Origin of the sequence: Escherichia sp. MOD1-EC6819, assembly GCF_002965765.1 — a bacterium.
Lineage (GTDB): Bacteria > Pseudomonadota > Gammaproteobacteria > Enterobacterales > Enterobacteriaceae > Escherichia > Escherichia ruysiae.
In genome coordinates, this window is record NZ_PTRG01000006.1 from 206,881 (window position 1) to 223,427 (window position 16,547).

A 16,547-nucleotide genomic window follows, 5' to 3' on the forward strand; every position below is an offset into this window, starting at 1 on the left:
ATAAATTACGCGCTTTCCCGGACTGGCTCTCTTTCACCCAGTATCGCCACTAACGGCTGAGGTTCACCAATCAAAAATCCTTGCAGATAATCAATACCTAAAGAATGCACCGCTTTGCGAATCTCTTCATTTTCAACATATTCCGCAACCACTTGCATTTTCTTCATTCGCGCCAGATGACAAATTGACGCCACTATCTGGTAATCCAGACTATTCGAGGCAATATTGCGTATGAAGCTGCCATCAATTTTTAATAAATTGGCATTCACATTTTTTAGCCGCGCATAACTGGCGTAGCCGGTGCCGAAATCATCAATTGCAATTTGACATCCTAACTCCTGAAGATGCAGCAACGTATTCTGCGCCTGCTTAACATTAGTCAGGGTATTACTCTCGGTTACCTCAAAGATAAGCTGCCACGCTTCTATTTGATATTTACTTAAAAATTTACTGATATCTAAAGGGAAACTCGCCTGACAAACGGAAGTTGGCGACAGGTTAATAGCAAACCGACGAGCTGGCATTTTTTCTCTATTTTCTGCCATAAATTGCAGTGTATGCTCGATAACCCACATGTCTATACTGGACGATAAGCCAAACTCATGCGCGACCGGTAAGAAATTGTCAGGATTGATGAGTTCGCCATTATCTCCTTTCATGCGCAGCAGAATTTCATGATAAACATCACCGCGCACCCCTGTAATCGGCTGAGCCATCAGGCAAAAATCGTTATGCTCAAGCGCCTGTTGTAGCCGATTCATCATCGCCACCTTGTCTTTCAATTCACGTTGTAAATACATTGCCCCGCGACGCTGCATATTTTCCGGGGTATTGGTCACGATAGAAAGTTCGGCAACCGTATTTAGCTCTCCCAGCAGCAGATATATATGATTAACCGGTGAGCGGACATAGCAATAACTGACGCCAATCTGAGGCTGTAACGGCATTCCATCCCAAAAGAAACGAAACTGCTTCAGATGATTATCCAGCGTGGTAATGCGCTCCTGGTATGATTCTGTATTCAGTCGCAACGCAAGGTCGTTACCGGAAAGCTGATAAACAGCTTCGCCCGGTTCCAGCAACGGTGTCAGCCAGTGTGAAAGTTTTTGTTTATATTGAATGCGTAGCATGATGCCATAGTTCTTTACCAGCATTTCCATGCCAGGGATGCGTAAATAACATAGCGCGGACCAGGGAGCATCACGCAATGCGCGATTCAGGGCACGAATGTTTGGCAGATGAACAACCGGATCCACATATGCAAGCCGTTGAATGCGTCTGACCACCGCTCGCTGACGGGTTGCCAGAACAGCCATATAATTCACAATAAAAGAAAATACCAGATAACTGGAGGAAGTTATGGTCAGTTGCGTGGTATATCCAGGATAAAGGGGAATGTAATTCTGATAGCTGTGAATGCTGATCATCAGCACTACCGCCCAGAGCAGTGATATAAACTTATAGCCATAGCGCATTGCTCCCCACATCATCAGCGGTAGCAATAACGATAACGTATAGTTGGTGCTAAAAATTGTGCTTTTTTCATTTAATGGCATACATAGCAACAACAACAACGCACCCAATGCAAGCAACCAGATCGCAAATTCTTTTTTGGTAACCTTTTTGTCAACCTGCTGTTTTAATTGCGAATAATAGCTACGTAAATAAAACGGATTCCGCACCACCCGAATGATGAAGTAGCACAGTGGGACGCCGATAAGATTACCTACCAGCAAGGCCTGGTAATTGATTAATGTCCCGAGGTTAAAGGGCATAACCCCTACCAGATTATCTCTGCTCGCCAGTAACCCTACAAATGCCGCAAACTGGAAAAGTACCAGAAACAACGTTGCAGGAAAAACAATCTGCCAGAAAATTCGCTGGGAAATTAAGCGGATATCACCATGTGAAACGTTGTTACGCCGGGGAGAAAAGACCCTGTAACCGCCCCAACAAATAATAATAATGATAATAAAATTAGCTGTTAAGGAAAGCGTTTCATAAAGGCCAAGCTCCGCATACTTACGAACAAAAATGCCTAATGCTATACCCGGTAATGCAGCCCAGCTAAAAAACATCATCATGCTGATCATCAGAGCCAAGGGCAGATAAAAGAGAAAGACTTCACCGGAGGAAATATGCGCAAAAGTATTTATTTGTGCGAAAATGGGCAAGATTAAAGAAGGCAGGATCAGCGGAAGCCCCCACCATTTATCACGTATTTTTATATAAGTTGCATTCAGTTTCATAGATGCTCAACAGAATTCCCCACATCCTGAAAGGGGTGTATTCAGACAGGCATCCCACCTGAATTCGACGGATGATTATTCATCACTATAGAGAGTATCGATTCTAAGTGTCATATGAAAGTTCCAATTTATATATATCAAACAAAATAACCATGATTAATGAATTATTACGTTTATCATGTTAAGCCATCATTATTACATCATTGTTGTAAATAATTAAATCAATTTCCATAACATTAGAATATGTATCCGCTGACGCTTTTTTACATAATAGAGAATTGACCATTTTGCCCAGGTGTGCCTTAATGTAAGTACCGTCCACAGAGTGGGACATACTTCAAGGAACCTTTTGTGAGTCAGGCAACCAGTATGCGAAAACGACACCGATTTAACAGTCGCATGACCCGTATCGTACTGCTCATCAGCTTTATCTTCTTCTTTGGTCGCTTTATCTACTCGTCCGTGGGTGCCTGGCAGCATCATCAGAGCAAAAAAGAAGCGCAGCAATCCACTCTCTCTATCGAATCCCCGGTACAACGTTAGCGGTTACCTTCTCCATTTTAACTTAACAAGACGGCGCATTGCTGCCCGATGTTTTTGCTCTTTGTAGTTAACAAAGCGGCAGGCATTCTTTCACCTTAAATTTCACCCATTGTCCCGACTGCCGTAGATCCTGCCTTAGAAGGCATAAGCTCTAAATTAATACATATATTTAAATTATATTTATTTAATAATTTATTTCTCGCATGAATTTTCATAAATTTAATCTATTACTTTATACGCAATACATTTACTTTCCTCTTTTGATGATCTTAAATATCTTATTTTTCGTAATGCGTATAACAAGGAATAGTGATGAAATTTAAAAAATGTCTTCTGCCTGTGGCAATTTTAGCGTCATTCACCCTGGCTGGATGCCAGTCAAACGCTGACGATCATGCCGCCGATGTTTATCAAACCGATCAACTGAATACAAAACAAGAAACCAAAACTGTTAATATTATTTCTATTCTTCCTGCCAAAGTTGCCGTAGACAACTCACAAAATAAACGGAACGCACAAGCCTTCGGCGCACTTATTGGCGCAGTCGCTGGCGGCGTTATTGGCCATAACGTCGGCTCCGGCAGTAACTCTGGAACGACGGCAGGTGCAGTTGGCGGCGGAGCCGTAGGTGCGGCGGCAGGTTCTATGGTGAATGATAAAACCTTAGTGGAAGGTGTTTCTTTAACATACAAAGAAGGCACCAAAGTGTATACCTCCACCCAGGTGGGTAAAGAGTGCCAGTTCACGACGGGTTTAGCCGTTGTTATTACCACTACGTATAACGAAACGCGTATTCAGCCAAATACAAAATGTCCTGAAAAAAGCTAATAATCAGGAGGATTCATGAAGAAGGTTTTACTTTGCGCCATCTTAGCCGCCTTAAGTAGTTCAACTTTCGCCTCTTCATTACAGGATCAACTCTCTGCTGTCGCAGAAGCGGAACAGCAAGGCAAAAATGAAGAGCAAAGGCAGCATGACGAATGGGTAGCGGAGCGCAACAGGGAAATCCAGCAAGAGAAGCAACGGCGTGCAAATGCCCAGGCCGCCGCTAACAAAAGAGCGGCAACGGCAGCGGCAAATAAGAAAGCTCGTCAGGATAAACTGGACGCCGAAGCCACTGCGGACAAAAAACGCGATCAAAGTTATGAAGATGAGCTGCGCAGCTTAGAGATTCAGAAACAAAAACTGGCGCTGGCGAAAGAAGAAGCCCGCGTTAAGCGAGAAAACGAATTTATCGATCAGGAACTGAAGCACAAAGCCGCGCAAACCGATGTTGTGCAGTCAGAAGCTGATGCTAACAGGAATATGACTGAAGGCGGTCGCGATTTAATGAAGAGCGTAGGTAAAGCAGAAGAGAATAAATCGGACAGTTGGTTTAATTAATCGATGTTAGTAACTTCAAGCCTATAATTCTTGAGGATAAAAAACCCTCTGTAGTAACAGAGGGTTTTGTTCATTCATAGTGCAGGGTCAAATCATTCCCACTCAATAGTCGCAGGCGGCTTGCCGCTGATGTCATACACCACGCGGGAAATACCGTTCACTTCATTGATAATGCGATTGGAAACACGACCGAGGAAATCGTACGGCAGGTGCGCCCAGTGTGCGGTCATAAAGTCGATAGTTTCGACAGCACGCAGAGAAACAACCCAATCATACTTACGACCATCGCCCATTACGCCAACGGAACGAACTGGCAGGAAGACAGTGAACGCCTGGCTGACTTTGTCGTACAGATCCGCTTTACGCAGCTCTTCAATGAAGATGGCATCCGCACGGCGCAGTAGGTCGCAGTACTCTTTCTTCACTTCGCCCAGAACACGAACGCCGAGACCCGGCCCCGGGAACGGATGACGGTACAGCATGTCGTACGGCAGGCCCAGCTCCAGACCAATCTTACGCACTTCGTCTTTGAACAGCTCTTTCAGCGGTTCAACCAGGCCCATCTTCATCTCTTTCGGCAGGCCGCCAACGTTGTGGTGAGATTTGATAACGTGCGCTTTACCGGTTGCAGACGCGGCAGATTCAATAACGTCAGGATAGATAGTTCCCTGCGCCAGCCACTTCACATCTTCCAGTTTCAGGGCTTCTTCATCGAATACTTCAACAAAGACACGACCGATGATTTTACGTTTTGCTTCCGGATCGTTTTCGCCAGCCAGTGCTGACAGGAAGCGATCTTCTGCCGGAACGTGAACAATGTTCAGGCCGAAGCGATCGCCAAACATATCCAGAACCTGCTCTGCTTCGTTGAGACGCAGCAGGCCGTTGTCGACAAATACGCAGGTCAGGTTTTTACCAATTGCACGGTGCAGCAGCATCGCAGTAACGGAAGAGTCCACGCCACCAGAGAGGCCAAGGATCACTTTATCGTCGCCCACCTGCTCGCGGATGCGGGCTACCGCGTCGTCGATAATTTTCGCCGGTGTCCACAGGGCTTCACACTGGCAGATATCACGCACAAAACGCTCCAGCATACGCATACCCTGACGGGTGTGAGTCACTTCCGGGTGGAACTGCACACCATAGAAGCGTTTTTCTTCGTTAGCCATAATGGCAAACGGGCAGCTTTCGGTGCTGGCTACGGTGACGAAATCTTGAGGAATCGCAGTTACCTTATCACCGTGGCTCATCCACACGTCAAGCAGCGGTTTGCCATCTGCGCTTAATGCATCTTCGATACCATGAATCAGCGCGCTATCAGTTTGTACTTCAACCTGCGCATAACCAAATTCACGTTCGTTAGAGGCTTCAACATGACCACCTAACTGCATCGCCATAGTCTGCATACCATAGCAAACGCCAAATACCGGTACGCCTGCTTCAAAGACATACTGCGGCGCACGCGGGCTGTTTTCTTCGGTGGTACTTTCCGGGCCGCCGGAAAGAATAATGCCGCTTGGATTGAAGTCACGAATTTGTGCTTCTGTCACATCCCACGCCCACAGTTCGCAGTAAACACCCAGTTCACGCACGCGGCGCGCAACCAGTTGAGTGTACTGAGAACCGAAGTCCAGAATGAGGATGCGATGCTTATGAATGTTTTCCGTCATTGACGCTTATTCCGAGGCAAGTGAAACAGATAATATAAATCGCCCGACATGAAGTCGGGCGAAGAGAATCAGGAGCCCAGACGGTAGTTCGGGGACTCTTTGGTGATGGTCACGTCGTGAACGTGGCTTTCCTGAATGCCCGCACCGCTGATACGTACAAACTCCGCTTTAGTACGCAGTTCGTCGATAGTACCACAGCCGGTCAGCCCCATACAGGAGCGCAGACCGCCCATCTGCTGGTGGATGATCTCTTTCAGGCGGCCTTTGTACGCTACGCGACCTTCGATACCTTCCGGCACCAGTTTGTCAGCGGCGTTGTCGCTCTGGAAATAACGGTCAGAAGAACCTTTGGACATTGCGCCCAGAGAGCCCATCCCACGGTAAGATTTGTAAGAACGCCCCTGGTAGAGTTCGATTTCACCCGGAGATTCTTCAGTACCTGCCAGCATGGAACCTACCATCACCGCGCTTGCACCAGCAGCGATAGCTTTCGCAATATCGCCAGAGAAACGAATACCACCATCAGCGATAACCGGAATACCGGTGCCTTCCAGGGCTTCTACTGCATCAGCAACGGCAGTGATCTGCGGAACACCTACACCAGTAACGATACGAGTCGTACAAATAGAGCCAGGACCGATACCGACTTTAACCGCGCTGCAACCTGCTTCTGCCAGCGCGCGAGCACCAGCAGCCGTTGCCACGTTGCCGCCGATGATTTGCAGATCCGGATATTTAGCACGGGTTTCACGGATACGCTGCAGAACGCCTTCAGAATGGCCGTGAGAGGAGTCGATCAGCAGAACGTCAACGCCTGCGGCAACCAGCGCATCAACACGCTCTTCGTTTCCAGCACCCGCGCCAACCGCTGCGCCAACACGCAGACGACCTTGTTCATCTTTACACGCGTTCGGTTTACGTTCCGCTTTCTGAAAGTCTTTCACGGTGATCATGCCGATCAGGTGGAATTCATCATCAACCACCAGCGCCTTCTCAACGCGTTTTTCGTGCATTTTTGCCAGCACAACTTCGCGGGCTTCACCTTCACGCACGGTCACCAGACGCTCTTTCGGCGTCATGTAAACGCTAACCGGTTGGTTCAGATCGGTCACAAAACGCACGTCACGACCGGTGATGATGCCGACCAGTTCGTTTTCTTCAGTAACGACCGGGTAGCCCGCAAAGCCATTACGTTCAGTCAGTTCTTTCACTTCGCGCAGCGTCGTGGTTGGAAGAACCGTCTGTGGGTCAGTCACCACGCCAGATTCGTGTTTTTTCACACGGCGAACTTCTTCAGCCTGGCGTTCAATAGACATGTTTTTGTGGATAAAGCCGATACCGCCTTCCTGAGCCAGAGCAATAGCCAGGCGCGCTTCCGTTACGGTATCCATTGCTGCGGAGAGCATAGGGATATTCAGACGAATAGTTTTCGTCAGCTGGGTGCTGAGGTCAGCAGTATTCGGCAGAACGGTAGAATGAGCAGGAACGAGGAGAACGTCGTCAAATGTGAGAGCTTCTTTAGCGATACGTAGCATGGGCAATATCTCGACCAGAGTGGTTAATAAATATTGCCGTGGCATTATACAGAGCGTAACCGATTGCATCTACCCCTTTTTGCAAATAATGCTTGCTATCCCCAGAAGGCGGGTTACTATCGATTGAATAACTTGCTGATTTAGAATTTGATCTCGCTCACATGTTACCGTCTCAATCCCCTGCAATTTTTACCGTTAGCCGCCTGAATCAAACGGTTCGTCTGCTGCTTGAGCAGGAGATGGGACAGGTGTGGATCAGCGGTGAAATCTCGAACTTCACACAACCGGCCTCCGGTCACTGGTACTTTACGCTCAAAGACGATACCGCCCAGGTTCGCTGCGCGATGTTCCGCAACAGCAACCGCCGGGTTACCTTTCGCCCACAGCACGGGCAACAGGTTCTGGTTCGCGCCAACATTACGCTGTATGAGCCGCGCGGTGATTATCAGATTATCGTCGAGAGTATGCAGCCAGCCGGTGAAGGCTTGTTGCAACAGAAATACGAACAGCTAAAAGCGAAGTTGCAGGCTGAAGGTTTGTTCGATCAGCAACTAAAAAAACCTCTCCCCTCCCCCGCGCACTGTGTCGGTGTGATTACATCCAAAACCGGCGCGGCGCTGCACGATATTTTGCATGTGTTAAAACGTCGAGATCCTTCTCTGCCGGTGATTATTTACCCTACCGCCGTACAGGGCGATGATGCGCCGGGGCAAATCGTTCGCGCAATTGAACTGGCGAACCTGCGCAACGAATGCGACGTCTTGATCGTCGGTCGCGGCGGCGGTTCGCTGGAAGATTTGTGGAGTTTTAACGACGAGCGCGTGGCGAGGGCGATTTTTGCCAGCCGTATTCCGATTGTCAGCGCCGTCGGTCATGAAACCGATGTGACTATCGCCGACTTTGTTGCCGACCTACGCGCACCAACCCCCTCTGCCGCCGCCGAAGTGGTGAGCCGCAATCAGCAGGAGTTACTGCGCCAGGTGCAATCTTCCCGCCAGCGGCTGGAAATGGCGATGGATTATTATCTCGCCAACCGTACCAGGCGCTTTACGCAGATCCACCATCGTTTACAGCAGCAACATCCGCAGTTACGTCTGGCGCGCCAGCAAACCATGCTGGAGCGGCTGCAAAAGCGGATGAGCTATGCACTGGAAAATCAACTCAAACGAGTCGTGCAGCAACAGCAACGGCTTGAACAGCGTCTGAATCAGCAAAATCCTCAACCACGCATTCATCGCGCGCAGACTCGCATTCAACAACTGGAATATCGCCTGGCAGAAACTCTGCGAGCACAGCTTAGTGCAACGCGTGAACGCTTTGGTAATGCAGTGACACATCTGGAAGCCGTGAGTCCACTATCCACGCTGGCGCGTGGCTATAGCGTCACCAGCGCCGCCGATGGGACAGTGCTGAAGCAAGTTAAGCAGGTGAAAACGGGCGATACGTTGACCACGCGGTTAGGTGATGGCGTGGTGATTAGCGAAGTCAGTGCTGTAACAAAAACGCGTAAACCGCGTAAGAAAGCGGCTAATCCGTAGGCCGGATAAGATGCGCCAAGCATCGCATCCGGCACAGGCTCTCGCTCATGCCGGATGCGGCGTAAGTGTTACTGGAAGCAGGTGGCAAACCCTGATGTCGTCGCCGGGGAGATTGCACAGTCCAATGAGCCCGCCGGTTCAATGATACCGCAATAGAGGCTGCCAGAGCGGCTTTGCGATAAATACGGGAAGCTGGGCGATGACGGCCATCCCAACGCGCTAAAGCTGGAATGCAGCGTTTGCAGTTCGCTGTATTCCGGTGCATTCCCCAGTCTGCCGCACTGTTTCGCCAGATCCCATTTACTGCTGTCAACCGTATGCGCCAGCGCCCAGATTTCATTATTGACGACCGGCGTTACCGCTGCGACAGCATTCGACGGCAGTTCTGACTTCAGCAACGGACGGTGCAATGTTTTGCCGCTTACCGTCTCGGTGTCGCTCATATGCCCCCAGAAGTAGGCACTTGCCACGTTCGGGCTGGTCACTACTGTGAAAATGGCATCCATCGTCGCGGTGATGCTGGTGTTATCGGTCAGCGTCACCGTCAGCGGCGTTTTATATCCAGGCGTATTATCCTGTTTAATCATAAACGTCGCCGTACCGTCAGAACCGGTGGTTCCCTGAAGTGTATTACCGCTATCGGATAACGTGACCATCGCGCCAGTGAACGGCTGAACGCGCAGGTCATCCATCGCCGCCACGTCGCCATACAAAGTCGCCCCTGGGTTGCGTGGCACGGCATCACCGCGCGTCAGTGTAAAGGCCACGTTCGGCACCGGTTTCCCGGCGCTGTCTTTCACTGTGACCGTCACCGGCATAGATTCCCCTTTCTTCACCTTCGCAGCCTGAGTGGTAGCGTCAAATACCGTTGAGGTGAGCGTTACGGTAGACACCGAAACGTTAGGGTTCAGCAAGCAGGCCTGCAATGCGCGGCTTCTGCTCGCCGCCTCAGCCTGGCCATTATACAAATCGACAGTCGCGCATCTGTTGGCTCCGCTGGTATCACACGTCGAGTCCACTGCCCACCAGGCATACCCCGATGACTCCACCGGCCAGCCGGTATCAGCCATCAATGTTCCATTGGGATGACGGTTATACAGCGATATAAGTTGCTCGTTGGTCGGCCAGCGCGCGGCCTCACACGCCGCCGTGCCGCTACGTTCCCTTTCCAGAACAGTAGGCACAAGCCAACTTTCACTATTTAAATCCTTAACGTGAACGCCTGAGGTGTTCGTTAACTCAGCCTTTATTTTAGGCCGCACAAAAACGGTGCCATCTGCCGCCGTCACCGTTTCCGCCATATGCCCCCACATGTTGGCTACGCTAACGTCCGGGCTGGTGAGAACCGTGAAAATTGCGTCCAGCGAGTCGGTTAGCATAGGGCTACTGCCAAGTGCTGATGCGGTTATCGGTGTTCTAAGACCGGTCGAGCTATCCTGGTGAAGATTCAGCGTCGCTTTACCCTGAGCATCGGTCTGAATAACCAGATAACTGGTATTACTCCGACCATTCATGCTGGCGCTTTGTATGGTTTGTGCTGGGTTGAACGTATCGGCCACCAAATCATCCGTCGTTACCGTTTCGCTGAGCGATGTGCCCGCACGATTGTAACTGGCGGCACGCAAAATCCCCACCGACTCAAATGCCGCAGGAGAGCCATCTGGTCGGGTCACCGTAATCGTCAGCGGCAGCGGTGAGCCTTTATGCGCTTTTCCGGCCGGCAACGAACTATCCCAGTTTTCCGCCGCCGTGGTCAGGGTAATTTTGCCTACCGACTCCGCACTCTCCAGGCAGGTCTGGAAGTTGAGATCTGTAGCATCTGAAGCTGCCTGCCCTGTCGTTCCCGATTTGAGATTAATGTACTGATAACTGATCTTCGCTGTGCCTGGACTGGTGACTACGCTTCGCGACCAGAAGTACGGTCTTGGCAATGTTGACTTATCGAGCGGCCAGCCCTGTGCCGTTTCAATGGTTCCCGAAGGATACGCTTCATATAACGATTGCAAATCGTTAATAGACGGCAGTTTATCTTTACAACCTCCCTGCATACCACTCAGCGCATTAGCGATAGTCAGTCGCTGCCAGTTCTCATTGTTGACAATAAGCCCGTTTGAAGAACCTGCCTCCACTTTTAACAATGGACGTTTAAATACCTTGCCGTTATGTGCTGTTAAGGTTTCCGGCATATGCCCCCAGAAATTCGCTTTTGGCGTATCCGGGCTGGTGATGGCAGTGAAAATAGCACTCAGGGTATTCGACGTTATTGCGCTACCGTCATCGATTTCCGCCGTCAGTGGAATACGCGTCCCCTTCCCATTATTGGGCTGATATAGCGTAAATGTCGTCGAACCATCAGCCCCAGTCACGCTGTAATATTTATTGCCATCATCAAGGTAGTCGCTACTGTTACTGTAGCTGTCCCCTACATGTAACAACCGTGACTGGTTATCCATGCTAATCGAATTCGGGTTACGGGGCAGTGTGATACCATGATTCAGCGTAAACGGTACATAGCCCAGCGGGTTACCCTGCGCATCTCGGGTCGTCACTACCATAGTGATTTGATCCCCGACTTTGTTGTAATCCGTTCTGACTTTTACCGCATCGTTACCATCATATTTAGCCGCCTGGGCTGACCTCAACTCAATGGTGCTAACCGACGGGTTTGCCGTTGTCTGACAGGTCAAATACCCGTTGTCCGTTGCCGCCAGACTACTGCTGGTGCCGCCGTTAAGCTGCACGCCTTTGTATTTACGATCGTCAATACTGTTCTGGTCCGGCGTACTGGAGTCATAGGATTTCAGTATCGGCCAGCCGTCAACCGAGTGCCCGTGCCAGGCGCCAGAGAGCGCGACCAGCGAGTTCATGGAGGGGACATAATCCGTACCACAGCCGCCATTACTGTTCTTCGCTGCCTGCGCTTCTGTAAACAGCGCCCAGATTTCGTTATCTTCTTCCGGCCCCTTGCGTTTATTGCCGGGGCTACCGGTCAACTCTGAAAACAGGATCGGGCGCTTAAACGTCAGACCACCTGCCGTTAGCGTTTCCGGCATGTGCCCCCACATTTTTGCTTTTGCACTATCCGGGCTGGTGACGACGGTGAAAATGGTATCCATCGATGCATTTTTTGTTGGATCGGAATAGAGCGCAGCGGTGAGTGCCGTTTTCGTGCCGTAGGTATCCGGGCGCGTAATGTTGAGTATTTTACTGCCATCGCTACCTGTCAGGGCGGCATACGCCGTAGCGGTATCATTGAGCGCCATTTCATCTGGCAGACCAGCATCAACCACCACCGATGAGACAACCCCATCGCTGCTGCCTGCCGTATGACGCTCACCTGGGCGGGTATAGCCATCACCGCGTTTCAGGGTAAACGGCATATCTGCCATCGGGTTACCAGCAGCGTCTTTTACCGTCACTTTCACCTGCAACGTCTCGCCCTTTTTCAGCTTCGCTGCGTTAAGCAAACTGTTCCACTGCGCCTGGTTCACAACTTCAAGCATGATGATACTTGCAGGCGGATTAGCGGTAGCTAAACACGTCATATACGTTGGCGTGGTATTCGCACTCTCTATACTGCCGTTATTCAACCAGACCGCCGCCAGATGCGGCACTTTATCGACAGGTGTGCTGCTCCAGTACTCTTCACGCTGGGTTGGCCAACCGTGAACCGTCTGGATAGTATTATTGTCGTTGGCGGCATAAAGCATATTTAGCTGTTCTTTGCGCGGCACTTTATTGACTCCGCAACCGCCCGCCGCCGTATTTTCAATATCCGCCTGCGCCACGCGTACCCAGGTTTCGTTATTTTCAGCCAGTTGACTGGTTTCACCACTGACTTCATTAATCAGTTTTGGGCGTTCAAAGGTTAGCGACCCAACGGTGATGGTGTTATCCATGTGACCCCACATTTTCGCACCGGTCACATCCGGGCTGGTGGGAACGGTAAAGATCACGTAGTAGTTGATTGTGTTCGGCAGCACGGAATTGGTCGGTGTGACGATAAGTTTGGTTCTTAAACCTACCCCCTGCGGCTGCTCGATAACGACGGTCGCCATGCCCTGCGCGTCCGTGGTGCCAGAGTAGACCATCGAAGGCTGTGAGGTGCCATATTGCGTGCCGTTCAGGGTTATCGCACCATTGCTGGGATCGCTATAGTCGGTTGCCTTTCCTTCTCTATCAAGGCTGATATCTTTCGTGATAGTAAAGTCAGCATAAGGGATGGGCGCATTATTTTGACCATTGACTGTACGCACCGTCATGGTGATTTTTTCGCCGACTTTTGCTCTTGCCTGTTTAGAGGTGGGTGAAACATCTTTATCGGTTTCCACCACCACCCGCGCAATCAGTTCGTTGGCAGAACAGGAGAGATAGTTGGGTTTAAAACCGGAATAGGTATCCACTCCCCCCGTTCCCAGGTCTACAGACGAATGCAATTCGGCTTGCTGGGCGGCGGTAAGATAATCATAGTTTGCCGTCGGCCAGCCATGTTCAGTGCCTATCGTATTTCCCTGATGACCCGCAAATAAAATCTCCAGAGAACTTTGCGAGGGAATATGCCCCACACCGCATTCCGCCTGCATACTGGTATTCTGGTCAAACAATGCCCAGTCTTCATTATTTTCACGCATCACCCCTACTTCATGCGTCGTTTCATCCGCCAGGCGTGGCCGTTTATAGAGATTCCCCTCCGCCATAATCCCACTGCCCATATGGCCCCACATGCGGGCATATTCGCTGTCCGGGCTGGTGACCACGGTGAAGATGACGTCTTTGGCATCCGATGCGTTATAGTTACTACGCATCGCCGCCGTGATGTGTGTTTTCACACCAACGCCGTCTGGCTGACTTAACGTCAGCGTGGCCTGGCCATTAGCGTCAGTAATCCCTTCGTAATTATGCGTATCTACCTGTTGTAGGTTGGTACCACCACTGATTTGAACCGGGTGCGTCTCCCAGGTGGGATTGGATTGATTTTTACGGTTAACGCCGTCGTCCAGATGCAAAGAGAAATAGTAATACGCTAACGGCTGATCGTTATTTTTGTTGTCAGTAATAGTCAGACGCATGATGGCGTCTTCCCCAACCTTCGCTTTCATCGCCTGCGCCGTATCATTAAAACTCGCGGGCGTGAGAACAATTTTCGGTTCGACGTCCGGAGCTTCTTTATCGACACAACTGACCAGGAATTTCGTCGCATCTGGTTTTTGCGCCTCGCTACGGTTAGAAACGTCAGCCGCGTGGTGCATTCCATTTGCCCCCGCCAGCGAAGACCAGTAATAGTTTCCCTGCATTGGCCATCCCGCCACTTCCTGAATCGAGGTGGGAATGACCGTTGCCAACGCGCCGAACTGACGCATACCCGGCAAAATGTCACAGTGGTTATCAGCCCCACTCCAGACAAACGTGGACCAGGTTTCATTGTGATCGTCTGCGGTGCCATCCTCATTGCTGACTTCCGCCGCCAGTTTTGGTCGGCTGAAGGTGTACTGCTGCGCTTTCAGCGTATCCGGCATGTGACCCCACATACTGGCGACCGCAACGTCCGGGCTGGTCAGAACGGTAAAAATCACTGCCGTTTCGCTGGTTTGTGTAATGCCTGGCAGACTGACAACCAGCGGAGTTTTTACGCCTGGTCCGGCAGGCTGCGTGACGGTGACGGTCGCGGTGCCGTTGGCATCGGTTGTGCCGTGATACTCTGTTGTGGTCGTGGTAAGTTCCGTGCTATCGATGCTCACCGGGCCGGTGTTATTGACAACATCCTGGCGATTCCTTGCGTCTTTCCGTTTGATAACAAAGGGAAGATTTCCTGTTGGGTTACCCTCGCAGTTTTTGGTGGTCACCGTTAAGGTTATCGTACTGCCGACGGTGGTTTTTGCTGCCTTTAGCGTATCGTCATAACCACTGACGCTTGCACTCACTAAATCACCCTGGGCTGCGGCAATATTGAGCGTCACCTGCTTTTCGTTCAACAACACCGAACCCTGATTTGGCACGCCGGTCAGGGTAAAAAGATTCAGCGTCGGAAGCGTTTCTTTAGAGTCAAACTGTGGAATGACTACCAGCTTATGCCCCGCCAGGTTTTGCGCGCAGAAGGAGCGATCGGCGCGAGGCTGCGGGTCGAGCGGCACATCAGACGTGGCAGCCTCCGCCCATACCAGCGAAACGTCAGGTAGCGTTTGGTTTTGCCAGCGCAGCAGCGGCGGAGTGCTGAACATGTCACCTTCGGTATCGCCCGGGTTAATTAAAATCATACTGGTTGCGCTGGCATCCACGCTGAAGTTCCCCGGCATGGCCGTACTGGCGACATTATGCTCTTTGGCGGGATCAAGCTGGACACTGCCCTGATAAACGGGCACGCTGGCGCTGTCTGCTATGGGAGGGGTGCCATTTATGGCATCCGTTGAAACGGCGGTATGTTGCCACTGGCTCCCTTTCAATGCCGCTACTGCTGGCGTAGCCAGAGTAAGCATTAAACATGCCATCACCATTTTTACGCGTTTCAATTTCCCGTCCATGAGTGAAACCTGCCCGTTAACGTTACTTTCTTACCTCAACCCACTTTGCTTAACGTTGGCTAAGCAAAGTGTGCGGAAAAGCACCATTCCCATACGGGAATGGTGCCGGTAAAGATTATTTTCTCTGGTAGTCGATAGACAAACCGTAGCCCTGAACACCGTCTGCGCCAATAGTGAGGCCGCCTTCGGAATAGTCGAAAGAGGTCTTCGCTTCGGCGTTGGTAACCGGGATGACCAGGTCGTTGTTGTTGTGGCTCGGGTTGACAATCCCGCCGTTAGTACCCAACTGCAAACTGGTGCCTGTAAAGCGCCAGCGGTAGTTGTACTGGTTGGTAACTTCTTCACCCGTATCATAGGTTCCATTGCTGTTTCCATCTTTCCACAGCATGACCTGATAGGTGGTATTGGTTTTGAGTTTGGTTGCTTTGCCCAGCAGGTTGGTATTAACGCCCTGTTCATGAATGACCACTTTAACCGCATCATCAAACACCGGACCTTCAGGAATATCATCGCTGTCAGAACCACCACCAGCATTTGTCGAGAGGTCAAGCATCACCAACTGTTCTGCGACGTTAGGGTCACCGGTTGTGGTGGTTGGTGTGATCTTCAAGCCGATGTATCGATCCGCATCTGCTGCAGCGATGGTGTAAGTGTCACTGCCAACTGTACCAATCTCTCTTGGGTCACCACCCGCTTGATCTTTGTAGCTCATCCATTGCAGCGTGGCTTTTGTCGCTGTGTTGTTGTCATCAAGATCGCCCTGGGTATCGCCAATGGCCCAGTTTGCCGTTAACTTATCGCCAACATGAAATTGCTTTTCGCCATCCGTTGAAGCAGTTCGCGCACCGCGATCAATAGTAATAGTCACATGAGATTTATCAGCATCGCTCGTTTCTGTCGCGCTACGAGTTATCCACGGCACTGTACCCTGAATCGTTCCGGTTGATTGCGTCTCTGATTGCCACTGACCAGCTCTTAGATTACCCTGCCCTTCTGCCATGGCTGCTGGCACTGCGCAGTACCCTGCTAAAGCCAGCGCCAGCGCAACTTTGGTCATCGGTCGCTTTAAATAATGTTTCATTCAACTCTCTCCTTGATTAATATCCAGTGA

At 50.6% G+C, this 16,547-nt stretch carries 10 protein-coding genes; 4 read left to right on the forward strand and 6 right to left on the reverse strand.

The genetic code is table 11. From position 1 onward, the window contains the following. Window positions 1-5: 5 nt before the first annotated feature. Window positions 6-2,249 carry a bifunctional diguanylate cyclase/phosphodiesterase gene (locus A7Z06_RS10775; RefSeq protein WP_085461011.1) on the reverse strand — a complete coding sequence of 748 codons (2,244 nt, stop codon included), beginning with the start codon at window positions 2,247-2,249 and terminating at the stop codon, window positions 6-8. Window positions 2,250-2,430: 181 nt separating this feature from the next. Then, window positions 2,431-2,583 (reverse strand): hypothetical protein, encoded by a 153-nt coding sequence (locus A7Z06_RS21865; RefSeq protein WP_000019880.1) that lies wholly within the window; start codon window positions 2,581-2,583, stop codon window positions 2,431-2,433. 17 nt (window positions 2,584-2,600) lie between these two features. Here A7Z06_RS21865 and A7Z06_RS10785 point away from each other — a divergent pair, with 17 nt between their 5' ends. The 3 genes from A7Z06_RS10785 (at window position 2,601) to A7Z06_RS10795 (ending at window position 4,175) form a co-directional block, all read left to right on the forward strand. Next, window positions 2,601-2,792 (forward strand): YfgG family protein, encoded by a 192-nt coding sequence (locus A7Z06_RS10785; protein WP_000075999.1) that lies wholly within the window; start codon window positions 2,601-2,603, stop codon window positions 2,790-2,792. 309 nt (window positions 2,793-3,101) lie between these two features. After that, window positions 3,102-3,620, forward strand: coding sequence for a glycine zipper 2TM domain-containing protein (locus tag A7Z06_RS10790; RefSeq protein WP_010344568.1), 519 nt, complete (start codon window positions 3,102-3,104; stop codon window positions 3,618-3,620). A gap of 15 nt (window positions 3,621-3,635) precedes the next feature. Next, window positions 3,636-4,175, forward strand: coding sequence for a DUF5384 family protein (locus tag A7Z06_RS10795; protein ID WP_000756785.1), 540 nt, complete (start codon window positions 3,636-3,638; stop codon window positions 4,173-4,175). 92 nt (window positions 4,176-4,267) lie between these two features. Here A7Z06_RS10795 and guaA read toward each other — a convergent pair whose 3' ends face one another. Then, window positions 4,268-5,845: a glutamine-hydrolyzing GMP synthase gene (guaA, locus tag A7Z06_RS10800; RefSeq protein ID WP_000138265.1), complete on the reverse strand. Its 1,578-nt coding sequence runs from the start codon at window positions 5,843-5,845 to the stop codon at window positions 4,268-4,270. Between the two features lie 68 nt (window positions 5,846-5,913). Beyond that, window positions 5,914-7,380 (reverse strand): IMP dehydrogenase, encoded by a 1,467-nt coding sequence (gene guaB / locus A7Z06_RS10805; protein WP_001299507.1) that lies wholly within the window; start codon window positions 7,378-7,380, stop codon window positions 5,914-5,916. Window positions 7,381-7,541: 161 nt separating this feature from the next. Between guaB and xseA the strand changes: the two genes are divergently transcribed. Next, window positions 7,542-8,918 (forward strand): exodeoxyribonuclease VII large subunit, encoded by a 1,377-nt coding sequence (gene xseA, locus A7Z06_RS10810; RefSeq protein ID WP_000937959.1) that lies wholly within the window; start codon window positions 7,542-7,544, stop codon window positions 8,916-8,918. Window positions 8,919-8,986: 68 nt separating this feature from the next. Here xseA and A7Z06_RS10815 read toward each other — a convergent pair whose 3' ends face one another. Together A7Z06_RS10815 and A7Z06_RS10820 are read right to left on the reverse strand one after the other, a co-directional pair. After that, a complete protein-coding gene (locus A7Z06_RS10815; protein ID WP_105279421.1) occupies window positions 8,987-15,436 on the reverse strand; it encodes an adhesion domain-containing protein in 6,450 nt (2,149 codons plus the stop codon). A gap of 115 nt (window positions 15,437-15,551) precedes the next feature. Continuing rightward, window positions 15,552-16,517: a SinI family autotransporter-associated protein gene (locus tag A7Z06_RS10820; protein ID WP_000683616.1), complete on the reverse strand. Its 966-nt coding sequence runs from the start codon at window positions 16,515-16,517 to the stop codon at window positions 15,552-15,554. Window positions 16,518-16,547 lie beyond the last annotated feature (30 nt).

Coding starts and splice junctions, on each gene's coding strand:
- A7Z06_RS10815 (WP_105279421.1), bottom strand. CDS start 15,436: ATGGACGGGAAATTGAAACGCGTAAAAATGGTGATGGCATGTTTAATG.
- A7Z06_RS10795 (WP_000756785.1), top strand. CDS start 3,636: ATGAAGAAGGTTTTACTTTGCGCCATCTTAGCCGCCTTAAGTAGTTCA.
- xseA (WP_000937959.1), top strand. CDS start 7,542: ATGTTACCGTCTCAATCCCCTGCAATTTTTACCGTTAGCCGCCTGAAT.
- A7Z06_RS10775 (WP_085461011.1), bottom strand. CDS start 2,249: ATGAAACTGAATGCAACTTATATAAAAATACGTGATAAATGGTGGGGG.
- A7Z06_RS10820 (WP_000683616.1), bottom strand. CDS start 16,517: ATGAAACATTATTTAAAGCGACCGATGACCAAAGTTGCGCTGGCGCTG.
- A7Z06_RS21865 (WP_000019880.1), bottom strand. CDS start 2,583: ATGTCCCACTCTGTGGACGGTACTTACATTAAGGCACACCTGGGCAAA.
- guaA (WP_000138265.1), bottom strand. CDS start 5,845: ATGACGGAAAACATTCATAAGCATCGCATCCTCATTCTGGACTTCGGT.
- guaB (WP_001299507.1), bottom strand. CDS start 7,380: ATGCTACGTATCGCTAAAGAAGCTCTCACATTTGACGACGTTCTCCTC.